Below are 18,851 nucleotides of genomic sequence, written 5' to 3' on the forward strand. Positions count from 1 at the left end.
CGTTCCTTTGCAGGATGCTCGCGCCGCTCATGCCCGGGATGGTTCTCCTAAGGGCCATGAGCCACGCCGGAGCGAGCGACGGGACAGGGATGATGACCACCACTGAGACCCACGCCAGGCACCTCGAGTGGTGGCAGCGCGTGCGCACCCTGCAAGAGACCCAGCGCAGCCCCTGGCCCACCCGCTCAGCCTCGTCGCCGCAGCCGTACGAAGACGCCGAGCTGTCGGACGAGGCCCTCGAGGTCGAGTACCTCTAGCAAGCCGAGTGACGGCGGCACCTGGGTAATCCCACGGCGTCCACCAGGTGTCGCCGTCACTCACTCTGCAGCGCGCGGCGCCGGTTCTCCAGGGCGACGAGGTCACCGAAGATCGCCGCGGCGGCCGGGTCGCTCGGGTCGGTACGCTGCATCCGCCCGCGCAGGTCGGCGATCTGCCGGGTGAGACCCATCTGGATGAGAGAGAGCAGCACACCGCGGGCGTAGTTGCCCAGCGCGTCGGGCCGGTCCTCCGGCAGCGGTGAGACCGCCAGCTCGGTCACCACCCCGTGCACGGGTCCCACCGCGTTCTCCCGCACCGCCTCCGCCCACCAGCTCGCCGCCTGCCGGGGTCCGTCGGTGCGGCCAAGCTCCTGCGTCGCCCGCTGCAGCTCCGCGCCGTAGGCCTGGGTGCCGCCCGCCGCACGGATTGCGTCGTGGACGCCGCGGTAGGCCGGCACCGTGAACGTGTCCGGGGCAAGCTCGTCGAAGCCGGCGCCGAGGGCGTGCTCCGGCAGCTGCATGACCACCTCGAGCACCTGCCGCTCGAGCCTGGCGACCGGATCCTCACGGTCGGGCCGTCCGCTCGAGCCTCGAGGCCCCGCGCCGCTCGCCTGGCCGCCGGACGGCCCGGCGGCGCCGCGCTGACCGTCACGGGACGGCTGGGCACCGGCGACCCCGCCGCGCCCGCCACCGCCGCTGCGTGCGGCGCCAGAGACCGCCTGGCGCACTGCTAGCTCGTCCATGCCGAGCCAGCCGGCGAGCTCCCGGGCGTACTCCGAGCGCAGCGCCCGGTCCCTGATCCCGGCGACCACCGGCGCCCCGACCCGCAGGCCGGCGACACGCCCCTCGGCGGTGTCGAGATCCACCCGGCTCAGCACCGACCGGATCGCGAAGGCGAACAGCGGCTGGCGGGTCGCGACGAGCTCGCGCACCGCGAGGTCACCGCGCTGCAAGCGCAGGTCGCACGGGTCCATGCCGTTCGGCTCGACCGCGACGAAGGTCTGCGAGGCGAACTTCTGGTCCTCCTCGAAGGCGCGCAGCGCGGCCTTCTGGCCGGCCTCGTCGCCGTCGAAGGTGAAGATGACCTCCCCGCCGCGGGTCGCACCCGACGCGAGCATCAGCCCGGAGGAGGCGTCGCCCGACTCCCCCAGCATCCGCCGGACGATCCGCACGTGGTCGGGCCCGAAGGCGGTGCCGCAGGTGGCGATCGCCGTCCCCTCGCCGGCGAGGTGGACGGCCATGACGTCGGTGTACCCCTCGACGACGACGACCCGCTTCTCCTTGGCGATGGCCCGCTTGGCCAGGTCGATGCCGTAGAGCACCGAGGACTTCTTGTAGATCGAGGTCTCGGGGGTGTTGAGGTACTTCGGGCCGTTGTCGTCCTCGTGGAGCTTGCGGGCCCCGAAGCCGATCGTCGCCCCGGTGACGTCGCGGATCGGCCACAGCAGCCGGCCCCGGAACCGGTCGTACACGCCGCGGCTGCCCTGGCTCACCAGGCCCGAGGCGATGAGCTCGGGCTCGGTGAACCCCCGGCCGCGCAAGTGGCGCATGAGGTGGTCCCAGCCCTTGGGGGCGTAGCCGACGCCGAAGGTCGCCGCGACGTCCTCGTCGAAGTTGCGCTCCATGAGGAACCGGCGCCCGACCTCCGCCTCCGGACCGGCGAGCTGCTCGCGGAAGTACTCCTCGGCCACCCGGTGGGCGTCGATGAGCCGCTGGCGCCGGCCGTGGTCGCCGCCCGGCCGGGCCTGGCCGCCGTCCTCGTACCGCAGCTGGACGCCGATCCGGCCGGCGAGGTACTCCACGGCCTCGGAGAAGCCAAGGTGGTCGATCTTCTGCACGAAGGAGATGATGTCGCCGCCCTCGTCGCAGCCGAAGCAGTGCCACAGGCCCAGCTGGGGACGCACGTGGAAGCTCGGGGTGCGCTCGTCGTGGAACGGGCACAGGCCCTTCATCGAACCGACCCCGGCCTGCCGCAGCGTTACGTGGGCGCCGACGATCTCCTCGATGCGAGCGCGCTCGCGGACGGTCGAGATGTCCTCACGCTTGATCAGGCCCGCCACACCACGAGTCTAGGTGGTCGCCACCAGTCGCTGGTGCCAGCTGTGGGCGCTGGTGTCGGTGAGGGAGGCAACCTGGTCGACGACGGCGCGCAGCCGGGCGCCGTCGTCGTCCGCCTGGTGCCAGTCGGTGACGAAGGTCGGTTCCAGCTCGGCCGGCGCGGTCGCCAGCAAGGCCTCGGTGAGCTCGATGAGCATCACCCGCTGGCTGAGGTACACCGGCTCGTGCTCACGGGGGGCCATGACGTAGTGCGCGGTGACCCCCTTGAGCACGACGATCTCGGCCATCGTCTCGTCGGGGACGACGAGGTCGGCGCCGTACCGGGTGAGCGGGCCGCTGCCGAACCGGTCCCGGGTGGCGTCGTGGGCGGCGTTGCAGAACCGGCCGATGAGCTGGCTCGTCATGTCCTTGAGCGCGGCCCGGTCGCGGTGGCTCTCGTGCCACGAGCCCAGCCACTCCGGCAGCGCGAGCAGCCGCTCGAGGGCGGCGCCGAGCGCGTCGTCGGAGACCGCCGGGTTGTACCACTCACGGGTCTGGGCGACGACGGCGTCGTGCTCGTCGGGGCGCCGCAGCAGGGTGAGGTCGAGCCGGTTGCCGACGACGGCGTCCTCGACGTCGTGCACCGAGTAGGAGATGTCATCGGCGAGGTCCATCACCTGGCCCTCGATCGACAGCCGCCGCTGCGGTGCGCCCTCACGCATCCAGCGGAAGACGGGCAGGTCGTCGGCGTAGACGCCGAACTTGCGCGACGGCCGCCCGCCCGGCTTCTTCGGCGCCTCCTCGACCGTCCACGGGTACTTGGTGGCGGCGTCGAGGCTGGCGCGGGTGAGGTTGAGGCCCACCGGCGTGCCGTCGGCGGTGAACGCCTTGGGCTCGAGCCGGGTGAGGAGCCGCAGCGTCTGGGCGTTGCCCTCGAAGCCGCCGATGTCCGAGGCGGCCTCGTCCAGCGCACGCTCGCCGTTGTGGCCGAAGGGCGGGTGGCCGAGGTCGTGCGCCAGGCAGGCGGTGTCGACGACGTCGGGGTCGCAGCCCAGCGCTTTGCCCAGCTCCCGTCCCACCTGCGCAACCTCGAGGGAGTGGGTGAGACGGGTGCGGATGAAGTCGTCGCTCGACGGCCCGAGCACCTGGGTCTTGGCGCCCAGCCGCCGGAGCGCCGCGGAGTGGACCACGCGGGCACGGTCGCGTTCGAACGCCGTGCGGCCCGGGTTCTTCGCCTCTTCCTGCCACCAGCGTTCACGGTCGGCGGCGCCGTACGGGGTGCGCTCGTGTTCTGCCACGCCTCCGAGCCTACTGGGGAGGGGCAGGTTGCCGGGGATCCTGCCCCGGGGCTGCGCCCTGGCCGTCACGCCGACCGCCGCGCCCGGTGCGTGATGGGCGGCGACGGAGAGTCGTGGGTCACAATGAGGAGATGACGGAATCGATGTCACCGACCGCGCTGCCGGTGGGGACGGTCACCACCCGGCTCGTTCATCGCCCCGCGCAGCGCGCCACGGAGTGGTGGCACTCCGCGGTCGTCTACGTCAACGCCCCGCCGCTGCTGGACCAGCACGCCACCCTCGAGTCGGCCACCGGCAAGCTGGAGAGCCTGCGCACGGCGTCGCGCCTCGGGGTGCAGGCCGTGCGCATCGGCGCGCCACCGTTGCCGACCGAGGCCGGCGCGGATGTCATCGACGCGGTCCACGAACTGCTTACCCGGGCCCATCGCACCGGTCTGCGGGTGACGATGCGGATCGACCCGATGGACCCGCGCGACGAGGCCGCCGCGAGGTACTGGCTGGCCCGCGGCGCCGACGGGCTGGACCTCGGCCCGGTCTCGGCGGAGTCACCGGTGTCCCACGCCAGGTACCGCGAGCTCCACGCCCTGCTCGCCGAGCACGCGCGCAGCAACGACCCCATCCTGTCGACCCGGCTGACCGCGGACGCCCACGGCCGCGCCGGCGAGATGCTCCACGAGGACTGGCTCCACCACCTGGTGGGCACCGAGCTCGTCCACCTCGACGACGCCGCACTGATCACCGAGTCGATCACCGCGAGCTACCGGGTCCGCGACGCGTTGGGCACCCCCGGCGCCTGGCTGGTGCCAGACGTCGTCGAGGCCGGCTCAGCGCAGGCGGTGCGGTCGCGCGCACTGGTGGCGCTCGCGCTGCCCGGGGCGGTGTACCTGCGAGAGGGCATCACGATCGACTTGCCGGCCAAGACGTCGCCCGAGCCCGACCCACCGAGGCTCGAGGCGGTCGCAGCCGCCGGCCGCGCGCAGCCCGCCACGGCCGGCTCGACACTCAAGCTGATCCGGGCTGCGCTGCGGCTGCGGGCCGACCACCGCCTCGGAACCGCTCCGCTCGCCTGGGTCGAGGAGATGGCAGGACCGGTGGCACCGTCGGTGGTCGCGTTCCTCAGCGGTGAGGTGCTCGTGGTCTCCAACCTCGGCGCCGAGGAGGTGCCGCTGGTGCCCGGCCGGCGGGTGCTGCTCAGCTCTGCTCCGCTGCGGTCCAGGTCCGGTGGCGTGCCCATGCTGCCCGCCGGCGAGACCTCCTGGCAGTGGCTCGAGCCGGCGCCCCCACTGCGCGACCCCCGCGCCCGCCGCTGACCACCCCTCCTGGCCCAAGCGCCGCCGGCCCGCCGCCCCGCCGCTGAGATAGATCTTCTGGGGCTGAGATCGACCATCTGCACAGGTCAGCCACGACCATAAGAGCGACCTAAGCGGCGGGCTGTAAGTTTATGTAACGATTACGGCTCCCTGCCTGGGGCGGAGCACCACCGAGCGAAGATGGAGTCGGCGATGCACGGACGCACCAGACTGGCGGACGTCGCCGACGCGGCCGGCGTCAGCACCGCCACGGTCTCACGCGTCCTCAACGGCAAGCCCGAGGTGGCAGCCGATACCCGCGCGGCCGTCCTCGCCGCGCTCGACCAGCTCGGCTACGAGCGACCCGAGCGGCTGCGCTCCCGCTCGGCCGGGCTCATCGGGCTCATCGTCCCCGAGCTGACCAACCCGGTGTTCCCGGCGTTCGCGCAGTCGATCGAGTCGGTGCTCGCCACCCTCGGGTACACCCCGTTGCTCTGCACCCAGTCGCCCGGAGGCACCACCGAGGACCAGTACATCGAGCTGCTCCTCGACCACGACGTCGACGGCATCGTCTTCGTGTCCGGCATGCACGCCGACACGCGCGCCGACGTCACCCGGTACAAGCGGCTGCAGAGCAGCCAGGTGCCGTTCGTGCTCATCAACGGGTACACCGGTGCCGTCGAGGCACCGGCGTTCTCCACCGACGACGTCGGCAGCATGGATCTCGCGGTGCGCCACCTCGTCTCGCAGGGCCACCGGACCCTCGGCCTGGCGCTCGGCCCTGAGCGGTTCGTCCCGGTCGCACGCAAGCACAGCGGCTTCGAGGCCGCCGTCGCCGCCCACCTGCCCGACGGCGTCGGCCACGTCGTCTCGACGCTCTTCACCGCGGAGGGCGGGCAGAGTGCGGCGACGGTGCTCATCGACCAGGGGTGCACCGCGATCATCTGCGGCTCGGACCTCATGGCGCTCGGCGCGATGCGAGCCGCCCGCTCGCTGGGGATGGTGGTGCCCCGCGACCTGTCCGTCATCGGCTTCGACGACTCACCGCTCATCGCCTTCACCGAGCCGCCGCTGACGACGCTGCGCCAGCCGGTCGACGCGATGAGCCGCGCCGCTGTCACGTCTCTCGTCGCAGCGGTCCACGGCGAGTCGGTGCCGGCGCGTGAGCTGCTGTTCGGCACCGAGCTCATCGTCCGCGACTCGACCGCGGCGGCTCCGGGGCGCGGCTGAGCCGTGCCCGCCACCAGCTCGGCCGGCTCGCGCCGTCCTGCCGAGCAGCACTGGACGGCAGCGCCCGAACCGGTGAGACTGTCACGATTCGGTCACGCTGCTTCGAGCACGTAGCGTGCAGACCCAGCCCGCCCATCCGAGAGACTGACTGCCGTGACTCCCAACCCGTCTGCCGAGACCACTGCCAGCGACCGTCACGACGTTGTTCCCCGCGCACGGTTCGAGCTGCACGAGGCGGGGTCGCAGACGAGCTGGTGGCGCGACGCCGTCATCTACCAGGTGTACCCGCGCTCCTTCGCGGACTCCGACGGCGACGGCATCGGGGACCTGCCCGGCATCACCGCCCGGCTGCCCCACCTGGTCGAGCTCGGCGTCGACGCGGTGTGGCTCTCGCCGTTCTACCGCTCACCGCAGAAGGACGCCGGGTACGACGTCGCCGACTACCGCGAGGTCGATCCGCTGTTCGGCGTGCTCGAGGACGCCGACGCCCTCATCGCCCGTGCCCACGAGCTGGGGCTGCGCGTCATCGTCGACCTCGTCCCCAACCACACCTCGGACCAGCACGCCTGGTTCCGGCTGGCGCTCGACGGCGGGCCGGGTGCGGCGGCGCGCGCCCGGTACATCTTCCGGGAGGGCAACGGCGAGTACGGCGAGGAGCCGCCGAACAACTGGCAGTCGGTCTTCGGCGGGCCGGCGTGGACGCGGGTGCGCTCCCGTGACGACGCCGGCGGCCGGGCCTGGGAGCACGACGGCCAGTGGTACCTGCACCTGTTCGACGCCAGCCAGCCCGACCTCAACTGGAACTCCCGGGCGGTCCGGGAAGAGTTCCGCAGCGTGCTGCGGTTCTGGCTGGATCGCGGCGTCGACGGCTTCCGGGTGGACGTCGCCCACGGCTTGGTCAAGGCCGCCGGGCTGCCCGACTGGTCCGGGCAGGTGCGGATGGTCGAGGGTGACTCCACCGTCGACGACGTGCCGACCGACCCCACCGAGCCGCTGCCCGCGCTCGACACCGACGATGCTGGCGACGGCCGCAACCCGATGTTCGACCAGGACGGCGTCCACGAGATCTACCGCGAGTGGCGCAGCGTCCTCGAGGAGTACGACGGCGACCGCGTCCTCGTCGCCGAGGCCTGGGTGGAGCCGGCCGACCGGCTCGCGCGCTACGTGCGCCCCGACGAGATGCACCAGGCCTTCAACTTCGAGTACCTCGTGACCACGTGGGACGCCCCTGCGCTGCGGGCCATCATTCGGCGCTCCTTCGCCGCCAACGACGCCGTGCGCGCCCCCACCACCTGGGTGCTGTCCAACCACGACGTCGTGCGCCACGCCTCGCGACTCGGTCTCGCCGCCACGGGCAAGGGACCCAACGGGATCGGCGCCGAGGACCCGCAGCCCGACGCCGAGCTCGGCCTGCGCCGCGCCCGCGCAGCCACGCTCCTCATGCTCGGCCTGCCCGGCAGCGCCTACCTGTACCAGGGTGAGGAGCTCGGGCTGCCCGAGCACACCACGCTGGACGACTCCCTCCGGCAGGACCCCGCCTGGTGGCGCACCGGCCATGCCGAGAAGGGCCGCGACGGCTGCCGCGTCCCACTCCCCTGGGAGGCCGGCAAGCCCGCGCTGGGCTTCTCCCCCACCGGCCGCACGTGGCTGCCGCAACCGGCGTCCTGGGCCTCGCTCGCCGCCGACGTCCAGCGCGGCCAGGACGACTCGACCCTCGAGCTCTACCGCGAGGCGCTGCGGCTTAGGCGTGAGCTGCAGCTGGGGCACGGCGGCCTCGCGCTGCTGCCGCAGCTGGCCGACAACCCGCACGTCATCGGGCTGCGCAATGCGGCCGCGCCGTCGTCCAACGGCACCGCACGACGACCCGACGTCATCGTTCTCGCGAACCTCGGCCCGGAGCCGGTCACCGTGCCGGTGACACGGTCGCAGGTGCTGCTCACCAGCGTGCCAGTGGTGCTGCCACGACCCGGCGGCAGCCACCTCCTGCTGCCGCCAGACACCGCCGTGTGGGCTCGCGCCTCGCACTGACCCGCCCGGCGCAGCAGCTGCGCCGTCGGAAAATTCCCTGGTGCCACGACCTCGGCGGAGAGTACTTTCGTGCCGCCCCCACGGGCATCGGCCGGCCGCCGAGCCCGCCGCCCGCAGGCCGATGAGTCGCGAGCCCGGCGACGGTCCATACCTGACGGACCGTCCCGCGCGGCCAACCTCACGACCAGTCCGCACCACCTAGGGAGCCAGACATGTCGACAGACCCCGCCATCCACGCCGAGGGGCTCGTCAAACGATTCGGCGAGACCACCGCCGTCGACGGCGTCGACCTCGCGGTCCCCGCCGGCACCGTCTTCGGACTGCTCGGCCCCAACGGCGCCGGTAAGACGACCGTCGTCCGGATGCTCGCCACACTGCTGCGACCCGACGGCGGCACCGCCCGGGTGCTCGGCCACGACATCCTCACCGACGCCGACGCCGTCCGCACCAACGTCGGCCTCACCGGCCAGTACGCGTCGGTGGACGAGGACCTCACCGGCGCCGAGAACCTCGTCATCCTCGCCCGTCTCTACGGCTTCTCGCCGGCGCGCGCCCGGCGCCGCGCCGCCGACCTGCTCGCCGCCTTCGACCTCAGCGACGCCGCCGGCAAGCAGGTGAAGACCTACTCCGGCGGCATGCGCCGCCGGGCGGACCTTGCCGCTTCGCTGGTGATGAGTCCCCGGGTGCTGTTCCTCGACGAGCCGACCACCGGCCTCGACCCGCGCAGCCGCAACCAGGTGTGGGACATCGTCCGGCTGCTCGTCTCCCAGGGCACGACCGTGCTGCTGACCACCCAGTACCTCGACGAGGCCGACCAGCTCGCCGACCGCATCGCGGTCATCGACCACGGCCAGATCATCGCCGAGGGCACGGCGCCGCAGCTCAAGGCCTCCGTCGGGACCGGCACCGTCACCCTGCGGGTGGCCGAGCCCGGCCAGCGGGACGCAGCAGCGACGATCCTGCGCGACACCCTCGGCCCCGAGGTGACCACGCTGTCGGACGCCATGGGGCTCACCGCCCGGGTGCCCGAGCACGCCGCGGACGCCCCGGCCCGGGCGCTCACCGCGCTGCACGCCGCCGGGATCGACGTCCCGGAGTTCAGCCTCGGCCAGCCCAGCCTCGACGAGGTCTTCCTCGCCCTCACGGGCAACCCGCCCGAGAGCGACGACGCCAGCACCACCGAACCGATCGAGGAGGCCGCCCGATGAGAACTCTCGACATCGGCGCCAACACCGCCCTGCGCGATGCCATCGCCGTCCCCGACCGCCCGTCGCGGGTCTCGGCCGTCGCCGCCACGCTCACCTTCGCCCACCGTGCGCTGCTGAAGATCAAGCACGTCCCCGAGCAGCTGTTCGACGTGACGCTCTCGCCCATCATCTTCACCCTGATGTTCACCTACCTGTTCGGCGGCGCGCTGGCCGGCGACACCCGCAGCTACCTGCAGTTCCTGCTGCCCGGGATCATCGTGCAGACGGTGCTGATCGTCACCGTCTACACCGGCTTCACGCTCAACACCGACATCACCAAGGGCGTCTTCGACCGGTTCCGGGCGCTGCCCATCTGGCGGCCCGCGCCGATCGTCGGCGCACTGCTCGGTGACACCGTGCGCTACACCATCGCCTGCTGCGTGGCGCTGGCGCTCGGCCTGGTGCTGGGCTTCCGGCCGGCCGGCGGCGTCGTCGGCGTCGTCCTCGCGGTGGCGCTGCTGCTGGTGTTCGCGTTCGCGCTCAGCTGGATCTTCACCATCCTCGGCCTGCTGATGCGCAGCCCGAACGCGGTCATGGGCGTCTCGATGCTCATCCTCATGCCGCTGACCTTCGCGTCGAACATCTTCGTCGACCCCTCGACGATGCCCTCCGGGCTGCAGGCCTGGGTGGAGATCAACCCGGTCTCCCACCTGGTCACCGCGGTGCGCGGGCTCATGGGTGGCACCGCGACCTTCTCCGACGTCGCCTGGGTGCTCATTGCCGCCGCGGCGCTCACCGCGGTCTTCGCGCCGATCACCATGCGCGTCTACCGCACCCGCAACTGAGCGGGGCGGAACCCGGGGCCCGGGCGGCCCCGGGCGCCCGGGTCAGCCTCCGGAGATCGACAGCTCGGCCTGCGTGAGCAGCTCGCGCAGGCGGTCATCGATATCCTGGGTCTCCAGCCAGGCGTCGGGCAGCCGGGGGGTCTTCGGGGTGCCGGCCCGGCCGCGGGGCCCCTCGGCTCCCGGCCCGGGGTAGGGCTGGGCCAGGTCGAGGGCGCCGAGCCGCTCGTCCAGCTCGGCCAGCGAGCTCACCAGGCCGAGCGCGGCGCGTGCCTCACCGCCGACGACGTAGCCCTTGAGGTACCAGGCCATGTGCTTGCGCAGCTCGCGCAGCGCCTTGGTCTCGTTCTCGAAGTGCTCGATCATCAGCTCGGCGTGCCGGCGGACAGCAGCGGCGACGTCGGTCAGCCCGGGGCGCACCCGCAGCTCGGAGCCGGCAAACCCGGAGACGAGGTCGGTGAACAGCCACGGCCGTCCCTGGCAGCCGCGTCCGACGACGACGCCGTCGCAGCCGGTCTCCTCGACCATCGCCAGTGCGTCCTCGGCCGACCAGATGTCGCCGTTGCCCAGCACCGGGATCGTCGTCACGGCGTCCTTGAGCCGGGCGATCGACTCCCAGCGCGCGCTGCCCGAGTAGTGCTGCGAGGCGGTGCGGGCGTGCAGCGCGACGGCGGCGATGCCGGCCCGCTCGGCGGTGCGACCGGCGTCGAGGTAGGTGAGGTGGTCGTCGTCGATGCCCATCCGCATCTTCACCGTCACCGGCACCTCGTGGTCGCGGTGCCGGGAGGCCTCCCTCGCGGCATCGACCGCGCCGGTGACGATCGCGTCGAACAGGTCCCGCTTCCACGGCAGCGCCGCACCGCCGCCCTTGCGGGTGACCTTGGGGACGGGGCAGCCAAAGTTGAGGTCGATGTGGTCGGCGCGGTCCTCGGCGACGAGGATGCGGACGGCGGCGGCGATCGTGGCCGGGTCGACGCCGTAGAGCTGGACGCTGCGGACCGGCTCGTCGGGGTCAGCGGTCACCATCCGCATCGTCTCCGGGGCACGCTCGACCAGCGCCCGGGAGGTGACCATCTCGGTGACGTACAGGCCGGCCGGCGCATGGCGCCCGGGCCGTGCGGTGGCGCGGGCGTCGTCGTCGAGCGCATCCAGGCCGGCCTCGCGGCAGAGCTTGCGGAACGGCGGGTTGGTGACGCCCGCCATCGGTGCCAGCACCACCGGGCTGCCCACCGTGACCGGGCCGATCCGCAACTCGTCCATGAGGTCATTGTCCCCCGGCGGGTCGCCGCCGGTCGACCCGCTGCGACGGAGGTGTGCGCCACAGCACTGGGCTGTGGCCCCGCCCCGGCCCTCCGCCCGGCTCGCCCCTTCCGCTCAGATACCCCCTGACCGGATGGGCGAGCACTGATCGAGATGTACGAGTCGAGCGAGTCAGAGCGTCAGGCGGCCGGGGCCGGATCCCGGTGGCGGCCCTCGGGCAGCTCGGCGCGGCCGGCGGAGGTGCGCACGAGCGCGGCGGCGATCGCGGTGGTCACCGGGATCGCCGTCACCAGCCCGATGGAGGAGACCAGGGTGCGCACGATCTCCTCGGCGATCTCGCCGGACATCAGCGTGTCGATGAACGCGCGGTCCATCGCGGCGGCCATGAGGAGCAGGGGCAGCGCGGTCCCCACGTAGGCGAAGGTGAGGGTGTAGACGGTCGAGGCGATGTGGTCGCGCCCGATCCGCATCCCCCGCAGCCACAGCCGACGGCGCGGCATCGCGTGGTCCGCCGCGTGCAGCTCCCACACCGCCGACGCCTGGGTGATCGTCACGTCGTTGAGCGCGCCGAGCCCGGCGATGACGATCCCGCACAGCAGCAGGTCCTGCAGCCGCAGCCCAGGGAAGGTGCCGCCCAGCAGCAGCGCGGTGTCCGACGTCGTCCCGGTGAGGTTCGCCGCCCGCGTCCCCCACGTGGCCAGGCCGGTCGTCACGGCCAGCCCGGCGAAGGTGCCGAGCAGCGCCGTCGTCGTGCGGATCGAGATGCCGTGCGCGAGGTAGACCGCGAAGAACATCATCGCGCTCGACCCCACCAGCGCCACCGCGAGGGGCGGTGCGCCGAGCATGAGCGCGGGGAGCATGAAGGTCACGACGACGGCGAGCGAGGCCCCCAGCCCCGCGATGGCCCCCAGCCCGCGCCAGCGGGCGACGAGGAGTACGACGACGACGTACAGCACCGCGAGCCAGGCGATCGGCACGGTGCGCTGGAAGTCCCAGAACACGTAGGGGCTTCCGGACGCCAACGCCTGCGGGGTGAACAGCAGGCGCACGGTGTCGCCCACGCTCGCGCCGTTCGCCAGGATCTCCGGCGGCACGTGGATCGGGACGACCTGCCCTTCGCCGGTGCCGGTGAGCAGCTCGGCGCGGACCTCCTCCCCGGTGACGTCGGTGATCTCGACGATCCGGGCGGACTCGATGCTCATGCCCTCGCCGATCAGCGGCAGCGAGCCCACGGGGCTCTCGCCCCGCGGCCACAGCGCGACGAGGCCGGCGAGGGTCGCCAGCAGCAGAGGCACGACAATCGCGGTGAGGATGATCCGCGCTCGTCGTGCCTCTGCCGGGCGAAGCTCGGCGCCGCCGTCGACGTGAGTGTGCGCCATGCCCTCGGTGCTCAGGCGCCCAGGAGCCGCTGCGCCAGGTAGCCGCTCACCTGGGTGAGACCGATCCGCTCCTGGTTCATGGTGTCGCGGTCGCGCACCGTGACGGCCTGGTCGTCGAGGGTGTCGAAGTCGACCGTGATGCAGTACGGCGTGCCGATCTCGTCCTGGCGACGGTAGCGACGGCCGACCGCACCGGCGTCGTCGAAGTCGACGTTCCAGTTCTTGCGCAGCTCCGCGGCGAGGTCACGGGCCACCGGGGAGAGCTTCTCGTTGCGCGACAGTGGCAGCACCGCTGCCTTGACCGGCGCGAGTCGCGGGTCGAGCTTGAGCACGGTGCGCTTGTCCACCCCGCCCTTGGTGTTGGGGGCCTCGTCCTCGGTGTAGGCCTCGACGAGGAACGCCATCAGCGAACGCGTCAGCCCCGCCGACGGCTCGATGACGTAGGGCACCCAGCGCTCGTTCTTGGCCTGGTCGAAGTAGGACAGGTCCTGGCCGGAGTGCTCGCTGTGCGCCTTGAGGTCGAAGTCGGTGCGGTTGGCGATGCCCTCGAGCTCGCCCCACTCGCTGCCGGCGAACTGGAAGCGGTACTCGATGTCCACCGTGCGGGTGGAGTAGTGCGAGCGCTTCTCAGCCGGGTGCTCGTAGTGCCGCAGGTTGTCCCGGGCGATGCCGAGGTCGGTGTACCAGGCGGTTCGCTGGTCGATCCAGTACTGGTGCCACTCCTCATCGGTGCCGGGCTCGACGAAGAACTCCATCTCCATCTGCTCGAACTCCCGGGTGCGGAAGATGAAGTTGCCCGGGGTGATCTCGTTGCGGAAGGACTTGCCGACCTGGCCGATGCCGAACGGCGGCTTCTTGCGTGCCGAGCTCATGACGTTGGCGAAGTTGACGAAGATGCCCTGCGCGGTCTCCGGGCGCAGGTAGGCCATACCGGACTCGTCCTCGACGGGACCGAGGTAGGTCTTGAGCATCATGTTGAAGTCACGCGGCTCGGTCCACTCGCCGCGGGTGCCGCACGAGGGGCAGGGGATCTCCGCCAGACCACCTTCTGGGGCGCGGCCCTTCTTCTCCTCGAACTCCTCCATCATCTGGTCGGCGCGGTAGCGCTTGTGGCAGGAGAGGCACTCCGTCAGCGGGTCGGAGAACACCCCGACGTGCCCGGAGGCGACCCATACCTGGCGGGGCAGCACGATCGAGGAGTCCAGTCCGACGACGTCGTCGCGGGAGGTCACCATGTGGCGCCACCACTGGCGCTTGATGTTCTCCTTGAGCTCGACACCCAGCGGACCGTAGTCCCAGGCGGAGCGGGTACCGCCGTAGATCTCCCCGGCGGGGAACACGAAACCGCGCCGCTTGGCGAGGTTGATGACAGAGTCCAGGCGAGTAGGCGCAGCGGCCATGAACATCACTCCAGTCTTGACAGATCCGCACCTGGCTGGTGCGGACGACTCCCGGGACCGGTCCGGTCCGGGCTGCACCGTGCCGGTGGTTCCGGACGGGCAACGGCCTACGGTACCGCCGGGCGGCCGAACTGCCACGTCCGGCCCACCGCGTCGCCGGGCTCGCTGCGGACCGCCGCGTACAGCAACACGTCCCGGCGCTGCCCGTCAATCGTCTGGTGGCTGCGCAGCAGTCCTTCACGGACGTAGCCGGCACGCTCGGCGGTCCGTGTGGACGCGGTGTTCCACGGCTCGATGTACAGCGAGATCCGGAACAGTCCCGGCACCGTCCAGCCGAACCGGGTCAGCGCCGTCAAGGCGTCGGCGGCGACCCCGCGCCCGCGGGCCGACGGGCCGACGGTGCCACCGAGTAGCCGGCAGTACCTCGACCGTCCGCCAGCTCCCAGAGCCACAGCCCGCAGTGACCGATCGCCGTGCCGGCTGCGAGGTCGGCGATCGCGAAGGAGAAGCCGGCACCCGCACGATGCCGACCCTCCTGCCGATGCACCCATGCCAGTGCCTGGTCACCGGTGGCGTTCGCCGGAAGCGAGGCGACCGTGGGCACGTACGGATCCGTCGAGAGCTCCTGAGCCATGGCCACGTCCGACGCGCTCACCCGACGGAGCACGACGCCGCCGTGCGCGGGCGCCGTGACCGGCCACGGTGGCAGGGACGGTGAGTAGGCCATCGGGCCAGTATCTGCGCTGACCCGCATCAGCGCTGACTCGCGGCGTCGGCGTCGGCGTCGACCGGACGGGCGAGGTAGTGGTCGAGGAGTGCGGGGCCGAGCACGGCCGCGTCGTCCGGACTCACGTCCGCGAGCTGAAGGGCGATGCCGTCGATGACGGCGTGGAGGATCGCTGCTTCATAGTCCTCGGCAGGTTCGGCGCCCGACCCCTCGCCCCCGGCCGCGAGCCGTCTCACACCGACGATGCGCTGGTACAGCTCGCGAAGTCGCGCCGAGGTGCGCGCCCGGAGCTCGGCCAGGTCGGGATCGGTCTCGGCATGGACGGAGAACGCGAGCCAGACGCTGAACTCCCGGCGCCGCACCGCATCCAGCGGGAGCAGCTCGAGCAGGATCGCCCGTGTCCACTTGTGCGGCGGCCCCGAGCGCGGCATGGCGGCGATGCGCTGCTCGACCTGGCCGGCCATCTCCTCCATGGCGTACCGCACCATCTCGGCGCGGGTGGGGAAGTGGTGCTGGACGGTCCCGCCGCTCAGCCCCGCCTCGGCGGCCACCGCCCGGACACTGACCCCGGCCATGCCGTCGCGGGCCACCGTGCGCCACAGCGCCTCGACCACCCGGCGTCGACCATTTCCCATTGCGCGCTCCACAGCACCTACCTTACAGTCGTACGAGACGCCCATACAACTGCAAGGGAGCGACCGATGGAGCCCGTCACCGTGCCCGAGACCAGCCCGCGCACCACAGCCACCCGACCCACCACGCCCACCAGGCCCCACCAGCGCCGCCTCGCGGCACTGTGGTCGGCGGCGGTGGGTGCGCTGGCGCTCCACAACACCGAGGAGTGGCTGCTCGACATGACCGGCTGGATCGCCGACCACCCCTGGCTGCCGGGCCGCTCCCTCCACGGGGACCAGGCCCAGTACGCCGTGGCGCTCATCATCATCACGGTGGCCGCGCTCGTGACCGCGGTCGTCGCGGTCACGGCCCGGGCGGACTGGAGCGCCGAGGTACTGGTCTGCGTCGCCTACGCGCTGATGATCAACGCTGCCAGCCATCTCGTGGTGAGCGTGGCGTCGTGGAGCCTGATGCCCGGTGCGATCAGCGGAACCCTCGTCCTGCTCCCGCTCGGGCTGGCCATCGTGCGGGCGCTGCCACCGGTGCCCTGGACGGTCTCGGCGGTGGTGACGACGGCGATCGCCGCACTGGCGATCATGGTCGGCTCGCTCGCGCTCGCGGCTGCCCTCGTAGCGATCACCTGAGCCGGCCGGCCGGCCACGCACCACAGACATCCCACGGAAGGCAGTCCGATGACCGACGCGAAGACACCGGCGCCCCTCGCCCGGCAGCAACGACCGCCCTCACTCATCGGTCCCGAGCTCTTCCCGGAGTATGTGCGGCTCCTCAAGGCCCTCGGCGCCGTCGCACTCCCCCTGACGGTCGTCCTGCTGCTCGTGGACCGGGCGTCCGAGCCGGCCGGCGAACCCGTCGGGACCATCGTGCTGGACATCGCTCTCGTCCTGTTCACGGTCGGGGTGCAGCTCGCGTTCTGGACCACGCTCGTGTTCGCGGTCGTCGACCGCTCACGGCCGGCGGCCGGACGGGGGCGCCCATCGGTGGTCGCACCGACCGACCGGGCATCCTCCGTGGCGCCGGCGGCACCGATCGGGCTCCCGGGCACCGTCGCGTCCGTCGCCTGCCACCTGGCGCTGATCGCCGTCGTCGTCTGGCAGCTCGGTGGCGTCGCGGTCGGCGGGGCGCAGATCCAGGTGCTCAACCCCGAGCTGGCACCAGCCTGGCAGGCGACCCTCGTGGGCCTCCTCATCGTCGACGTCGTCCGAACGCTGGCCGTCTGGCGGGTCGGACGGTGGACACCGTCCCTCGCCGCGGCCAACGTCCTCGTCAACGTCGCCGGGACGACGGCGATCCTGTGGCTGCTGCTGCCCGGCGACCTTCTCGTGAGCGACCTGCCCCAGCAGCTGGCGGGCATCCTCGACGGGAACACCGACTGGACGGTGCCCACGGGCCTCCTCGCGGCCGCCGTCGTCGTCCTCGCGACCTGGGACAGCACCACGGGGGTGCGCCAGGCACGGCGGATGTGGCGAACGACATAGGCGCTGGCCACCCAAGCCAGTTGACAACAGTTCTCATCAGTCCTGAGAATGCCTCTCATGACACTCTCTCCGCGCGCTCGCCTGGGCGCTGCCCTTGCCGGCCTCGCACTCCTGCTGGCGGGCTGCGGCACTGCCGACGGTGAGAGCGGCGGCGACGAGTCCGGCCTCGAGGTGCTCGCCAGCTTCTACCCGCTGCAGTACCTCGCTGACCGGGTCGGCGGCGACCGCGTGTCGGTGACGACGCTGACGCCGCCGAACGTCGACCCGCACAACCTCGAGGTCTCCCCGCGGACGGTCAGCACCCTGGAGAGCGCCGAGCTCGTCGTCTACCTGTCGGGCTTCCAGCCCGCCGTCGACGAGGCCGTCGAGCTCACCGGCGTCACCGCCTTCGACGCCGCCGAGCACGCGAACCTCCTCACCCCGGACGCGCACGACCACGCGGACGACGACCACGGGCACGACGACCACGCCCACGGCCCGCAGGACCCTCACTTCTGGCTCGACCCCATCCGGATGGCCGAGGTCACCGACGCGCTGGCCGCCACCCTGGCCGAGACCGACCCGGACGGCGCCGAGACCTACCGCGCCAACGCCGCCGAGCTGACCGCGGAGCTCGCCACGCTGGACGAGGAGTACCGCAGCGCGGTCGGGCAGTGCGAGCAGGACACGATCGTCGTCGCCCATGAGGCCTACGGCTACCTGGGGGCTGCCTACGGCCTTCACCAGGAGGGGCTGTCCGGCATCGACCCCGACGCCGAGCCCTCGCCGGCGCGGCTGGCCGAGATCAGCGCGGTCCTCGAGGAGACCGGCGGCACCACCATCTTCACCGAGGCGCTCATCAGCTCCACGGTCTCCGAGGCACTGGCCGCGGACCTCGGCGTCACCACCGCCGTCCTCGACCCGCTGGAGAACCAGCAGGGCGCGGGCGCGGACTACCTCGACGTCATGCGCGCCAACCTCGCCGCCCTCCAGGACGCGCTGGGCTGCCGATGAGCGCGCCGCACCGCAGTGCGGCCGTCGGGCCCCCGGTCCAGGTCCGCGGCCTGAGCGTCAGCTACGGCCAGTCCCGCATCCTCCAGAGCGTGGACCTCGAGGTCGGTCCCGGCGAGATGGTGGCGATCCTCGGGGCCAACGGCTCGGGGAAGTCGACGCTCGTCAAGGCCCTGGTGACGGTCGCCCCCGCGACCGCCGGCAGCGTGGAGCTGTTCGGCGTCGACGTCCACCGCCACCACCACCGGGTGCCGTGGCGGCGCGTCGGCTACGCCCCGCAGCGGGTCGGAGCGACGTCCGGCACACCGGCGACCGCGCTCGAGGTCGTCAGCTCCGGGCTGCTCGACAACCGCCGGCTGCGCCCGCCCCGCGGCTGGCGGGACCTGGCAATACAGGCGCTGGACGAGGTCGGCCTGGCCGACCGCGCGGGCGAGGCCGTCCACGTGTTCTCCGGCGGGCAGCAGCAGCGAGTCCTCATCGCCCGCGCCATCGTCCGCCGCCCCGACCTCCTCATCCTCGACGAGCCGCTCGCCGGGATCGACCAGCACTCCAAGGAGGCGCTCGCGGCCACCCTCACCGGGCTGCGCGAGCGCGGCACCACGGTGCTCGTCGTGCTCCACGAGCTCGGCACCCTCGACCGTCTGCTGCACCGCGCGATCGTCCTCCGCCACGGGCGCGTCGTCCACGACGGCGCCCCGCCGCCACCGGCCCCCGGGCACGACCACCCCGACCACGAGCACATCCACGCGCACAGCGACGACGGCCCGATCGACCCGCGCGACCCCGAGCTGAGGGTGGAGCTGTGATCGGCGCACT

The 18,851-nt window shown here is 72.3% G+C and carries 18 protein-coding genes; 10 read left to right on the plus strand and 8 right to left on the minus strand.

All coding sequences use genetic code 11. The features are described from left to right. Positions 1-92: 92 nt before the first annotated feature. Positions 93-257, plus strand: coding sequence for a hypothetical protein (locus V2J52_RS03545; protein WP_331226273.1), 165 nt, complete (start codon positions 93-95; stop codon positions 255-257). Positions 258-313: 56 nt separating this feature from the next. On the opposite strand, the gene dnaG is transcribed toward V2J52_RS03545, so the two are convergent. Continuing rightward, a complete protein-coding gene (gene dnaG, locus V2J52_RS03550; protein WP_331226274.1) occupies positions 314-2,317 on the minus strand; it encodes a DNA primase in 2,004 nt (667 codons plus the stop codon). A gap of 9 nt (positions 2,318-2,326) precedes the next feature. Beyond that, on the minus strand, positions 2,327-3,619 hold the full coding sequence (locus V2J52_RS03555; RefSeq protein ID WP_491062131.1) for a deoxyguanosinetriphosphate triphosphohydrolase: 1,293 nt from the start codon (positions 3,617-3,619) through the stop codon (positions 2,327-2,329). 104 nt (positions 3,620-3,723) lie between these two features. Here V2J52_RS03555 and V2J52_RS03560 point away from each other — a divergent pair, with 104 nt between their 5' ends. The 5 genes from V2J52_RS03560 (at position 3,724) to V2J52_RS03580 (ending at position 10,171) form a co-directional block, all read left to right on the plus strand. After that, complete coding sequence (locus V2J52_RS03560; protein ID WP_331226276.1) at positions 3,724-4,902, plus strand: alpha-amylase family protein; 1,179 nt, start codon at positions 3,724-3,726, stop codon at positions 4,900-4,902. A gap of 192 nt (positions 4,903-5,094) precedes the next feature. Continuing rightward, positions 5,095-6,111, plus strand: a complete 1,017-nt coding sequence (locus V2J52_RS03565) for a LacI family DNA-binding transcriptional regulator (RefSeq protein WP_331226277.1) — start codon at positions 5,095-5,097, stop codon at positions 6,109-6,111. Positions 6,112-6,255: 144 nt separating this feature from the next. Then, positions 6,256-8,139 carry a glycoside hydrolase family 13 protein gene (locus V2J52_RS03570; protein ID WP_434056370.1) on the plus strand — a complete coding sequence of 628 codons (1,884 nt, stop codon included), beginning with the start codon at positions 6,256-6,258 and terminating at the stop codon, positions 8,137-8,139. Between the two features lie 212 nt (positions 8,140-8,351). Continuing rightward, complete coding sequence (locus tag V2J52_RS03575; protein ID WP_331226278.1) at positions 8,352-9,347, plus strand: ATP-binding cassette domain-containing protein; 996 nt, start codon at positions 8,352-8,354, stop codon at positions 9,345-9,347. After that, entirely contained in the window at positions 9,344-10,171 is an 828-nt protein-coding gene (locus V2J52_RS03580; protein ID WP_331226279.1) for an ABC transporter permease, read from the plus strand. The genes V2J52_RS03575 and V2J52_RS03580 overlap by 4 nt, the downstream gene beginning before the upstream one ends. 42 nt (positions 10,172-10,213) lie before the next feature. On the opposite strand, the gene dusB is transcribed toward V2J52_RS03580, so the two are convergent. From dusB to V2J52_RS03610, 6 genes are all read right to left on the minus strand, one after another. Beyond that, positions 10,214-11,428 carry a tRNA dihydrouridine synthase DusB gene (dusB, locus tag V2J52_RS03585; RefSeq protein ID WP_331226280.1) on the minus strand — a complete coding sequence of 405 codons (1,215 nt, stop codon included), beginning with the start codon at positions 11,426-11,428 and terminating at the stop codon, positions 10,214-10,216. Positions 11,429-11,607: 179 nt separating this feature from the next. After that, positions 11,608-12,807 carry a YibE/F family protein gene (locus V2J52_RS03590; RefSeq protein WP_331226281.1) on the minus strand — a complete coding sequence of 400 codons (1,200 nt, stop codon included), beginning with the start codon at positions 12,805-12,807 and terminating at the stop codon, positions 11,608-11,610. Positions 12,808-12,818: 11 nt separating this feature from the next. Continuing rightward, positions 12,819-14,207, minus strand: a complete 1,389-nt coding sequence (locus tag V2J52_RS03595) for a glycine--tRNA ligase (RefSeq protein WP_331226493.1) — start codon at positions 14,205-14,207, stop codon at positions 12,819-12,821. Positions 14,208-14,314: 107 nt separating this feature from the next. Continuing rightward, positions 14,315-14,659, minus strand: coding sequence for a GNAT family N-acetyltransferase (locus V2J52_RS03600; protein WP_331226282.1), 345 nt, complete (start codon positions 14,657-14,659; stop codon positions 14,315-14,317). Then, complete coding sequence (locus V2J52_RS03605; RefSeq protein WP_331226283.1) at positions 14,560-14,934, minus strand: GNAT family N-acetyltransferase; 375 nt, start codon at positions 14,932-14,934, stop codon at positions 14,560-14,562. The genes V2J52_RS03600 and V2J52_RS03605 overlap by 100 nt, the downstream gene beginning before the upstream one ends. Positions 14,935-14,960: 26 nt before the next feature. Continuing rightward, a complete protein-coding gene (locus V2J52_RS03610) occupies positions 14,961-15,569 on the minus strand; it encodes a TetR/AcrR family transcriptional regulator (RefSeq protein ID WP_331226284.1) in 609 nt (202 codons plus the stop codon). 66 nt (positions 15,570-15,635) lie between these two features. Here V2J52_RS03610 and V2J52_RS03615 point away from each other — a divergent pair, with 66 nt between their 5' ends. The 4 genes from V2J52_RS03615 to V2J52_RS03630 are packed head-to-tail and all read left to right on the plus strand — an operon-like array spanning position 15,636 to position 18,841. After that, the gene (locus tag V2J52_RS03615; protein ID WP_331226285.1) at positions 15,636-16,193 is read left to right on the plus strand and encodes an HXXEE domain-containing protein; all 558 of its coding nucleotides are present in this window, start codon (positions 15,636-15,638) and stop codon (positions 16,191-16,193) included. A 48-nt stretch (positions 16,194-16,241) separates the two neighbouring features. Next, on the plus strand, positions 16,242-17,045 hold the full coding sequence (locus V2J52_RS03620) for a hypothetical protein (RefSeq protein WP_331226286.1): 804 nt from the start codon (positions 16,242-16,244) through the stop codon (positions 17,043-17,045). A gap of 57 nt (positions 17,046-17,102) precedes the next feature. Then, positions 17,103-18,038, plus strand: coding sequence for a metal ABC transporter substrate-binding protein (locus V2J52_RS03625; protein WP_331226287.1), 936 nt, complete (start codon positions 17,103-17,105; stop codon positions 18,036-18,038). Beyond that, positions 18,035-18,841, plus strand: coding sequence for a metal ABC transporter ATP-binding protein (locus V2J52_RS03630; protein ID WP_331226288.1), 807 nt, complete (start codon positions 18,035-18,037; stop codon positions 18,839-18,841). The genes V2J52_RS03625 and V2J52_RS03630 overlap by 4 nt, the downstream gene beginning before the upstream one ends. Positions 18,842-18,851: the final 10 nt, after the last annotated feature.

The organism is Georgenia sunbinii, assembly GCF_036421875.1.
Classification (GTDB): domain Bacteria; phylum Actinomycetota; class Actinomycetes; order Actinomycetales; family Actinomycetaceae; genus Georgenia_B; species Georgenia_B sunbinii.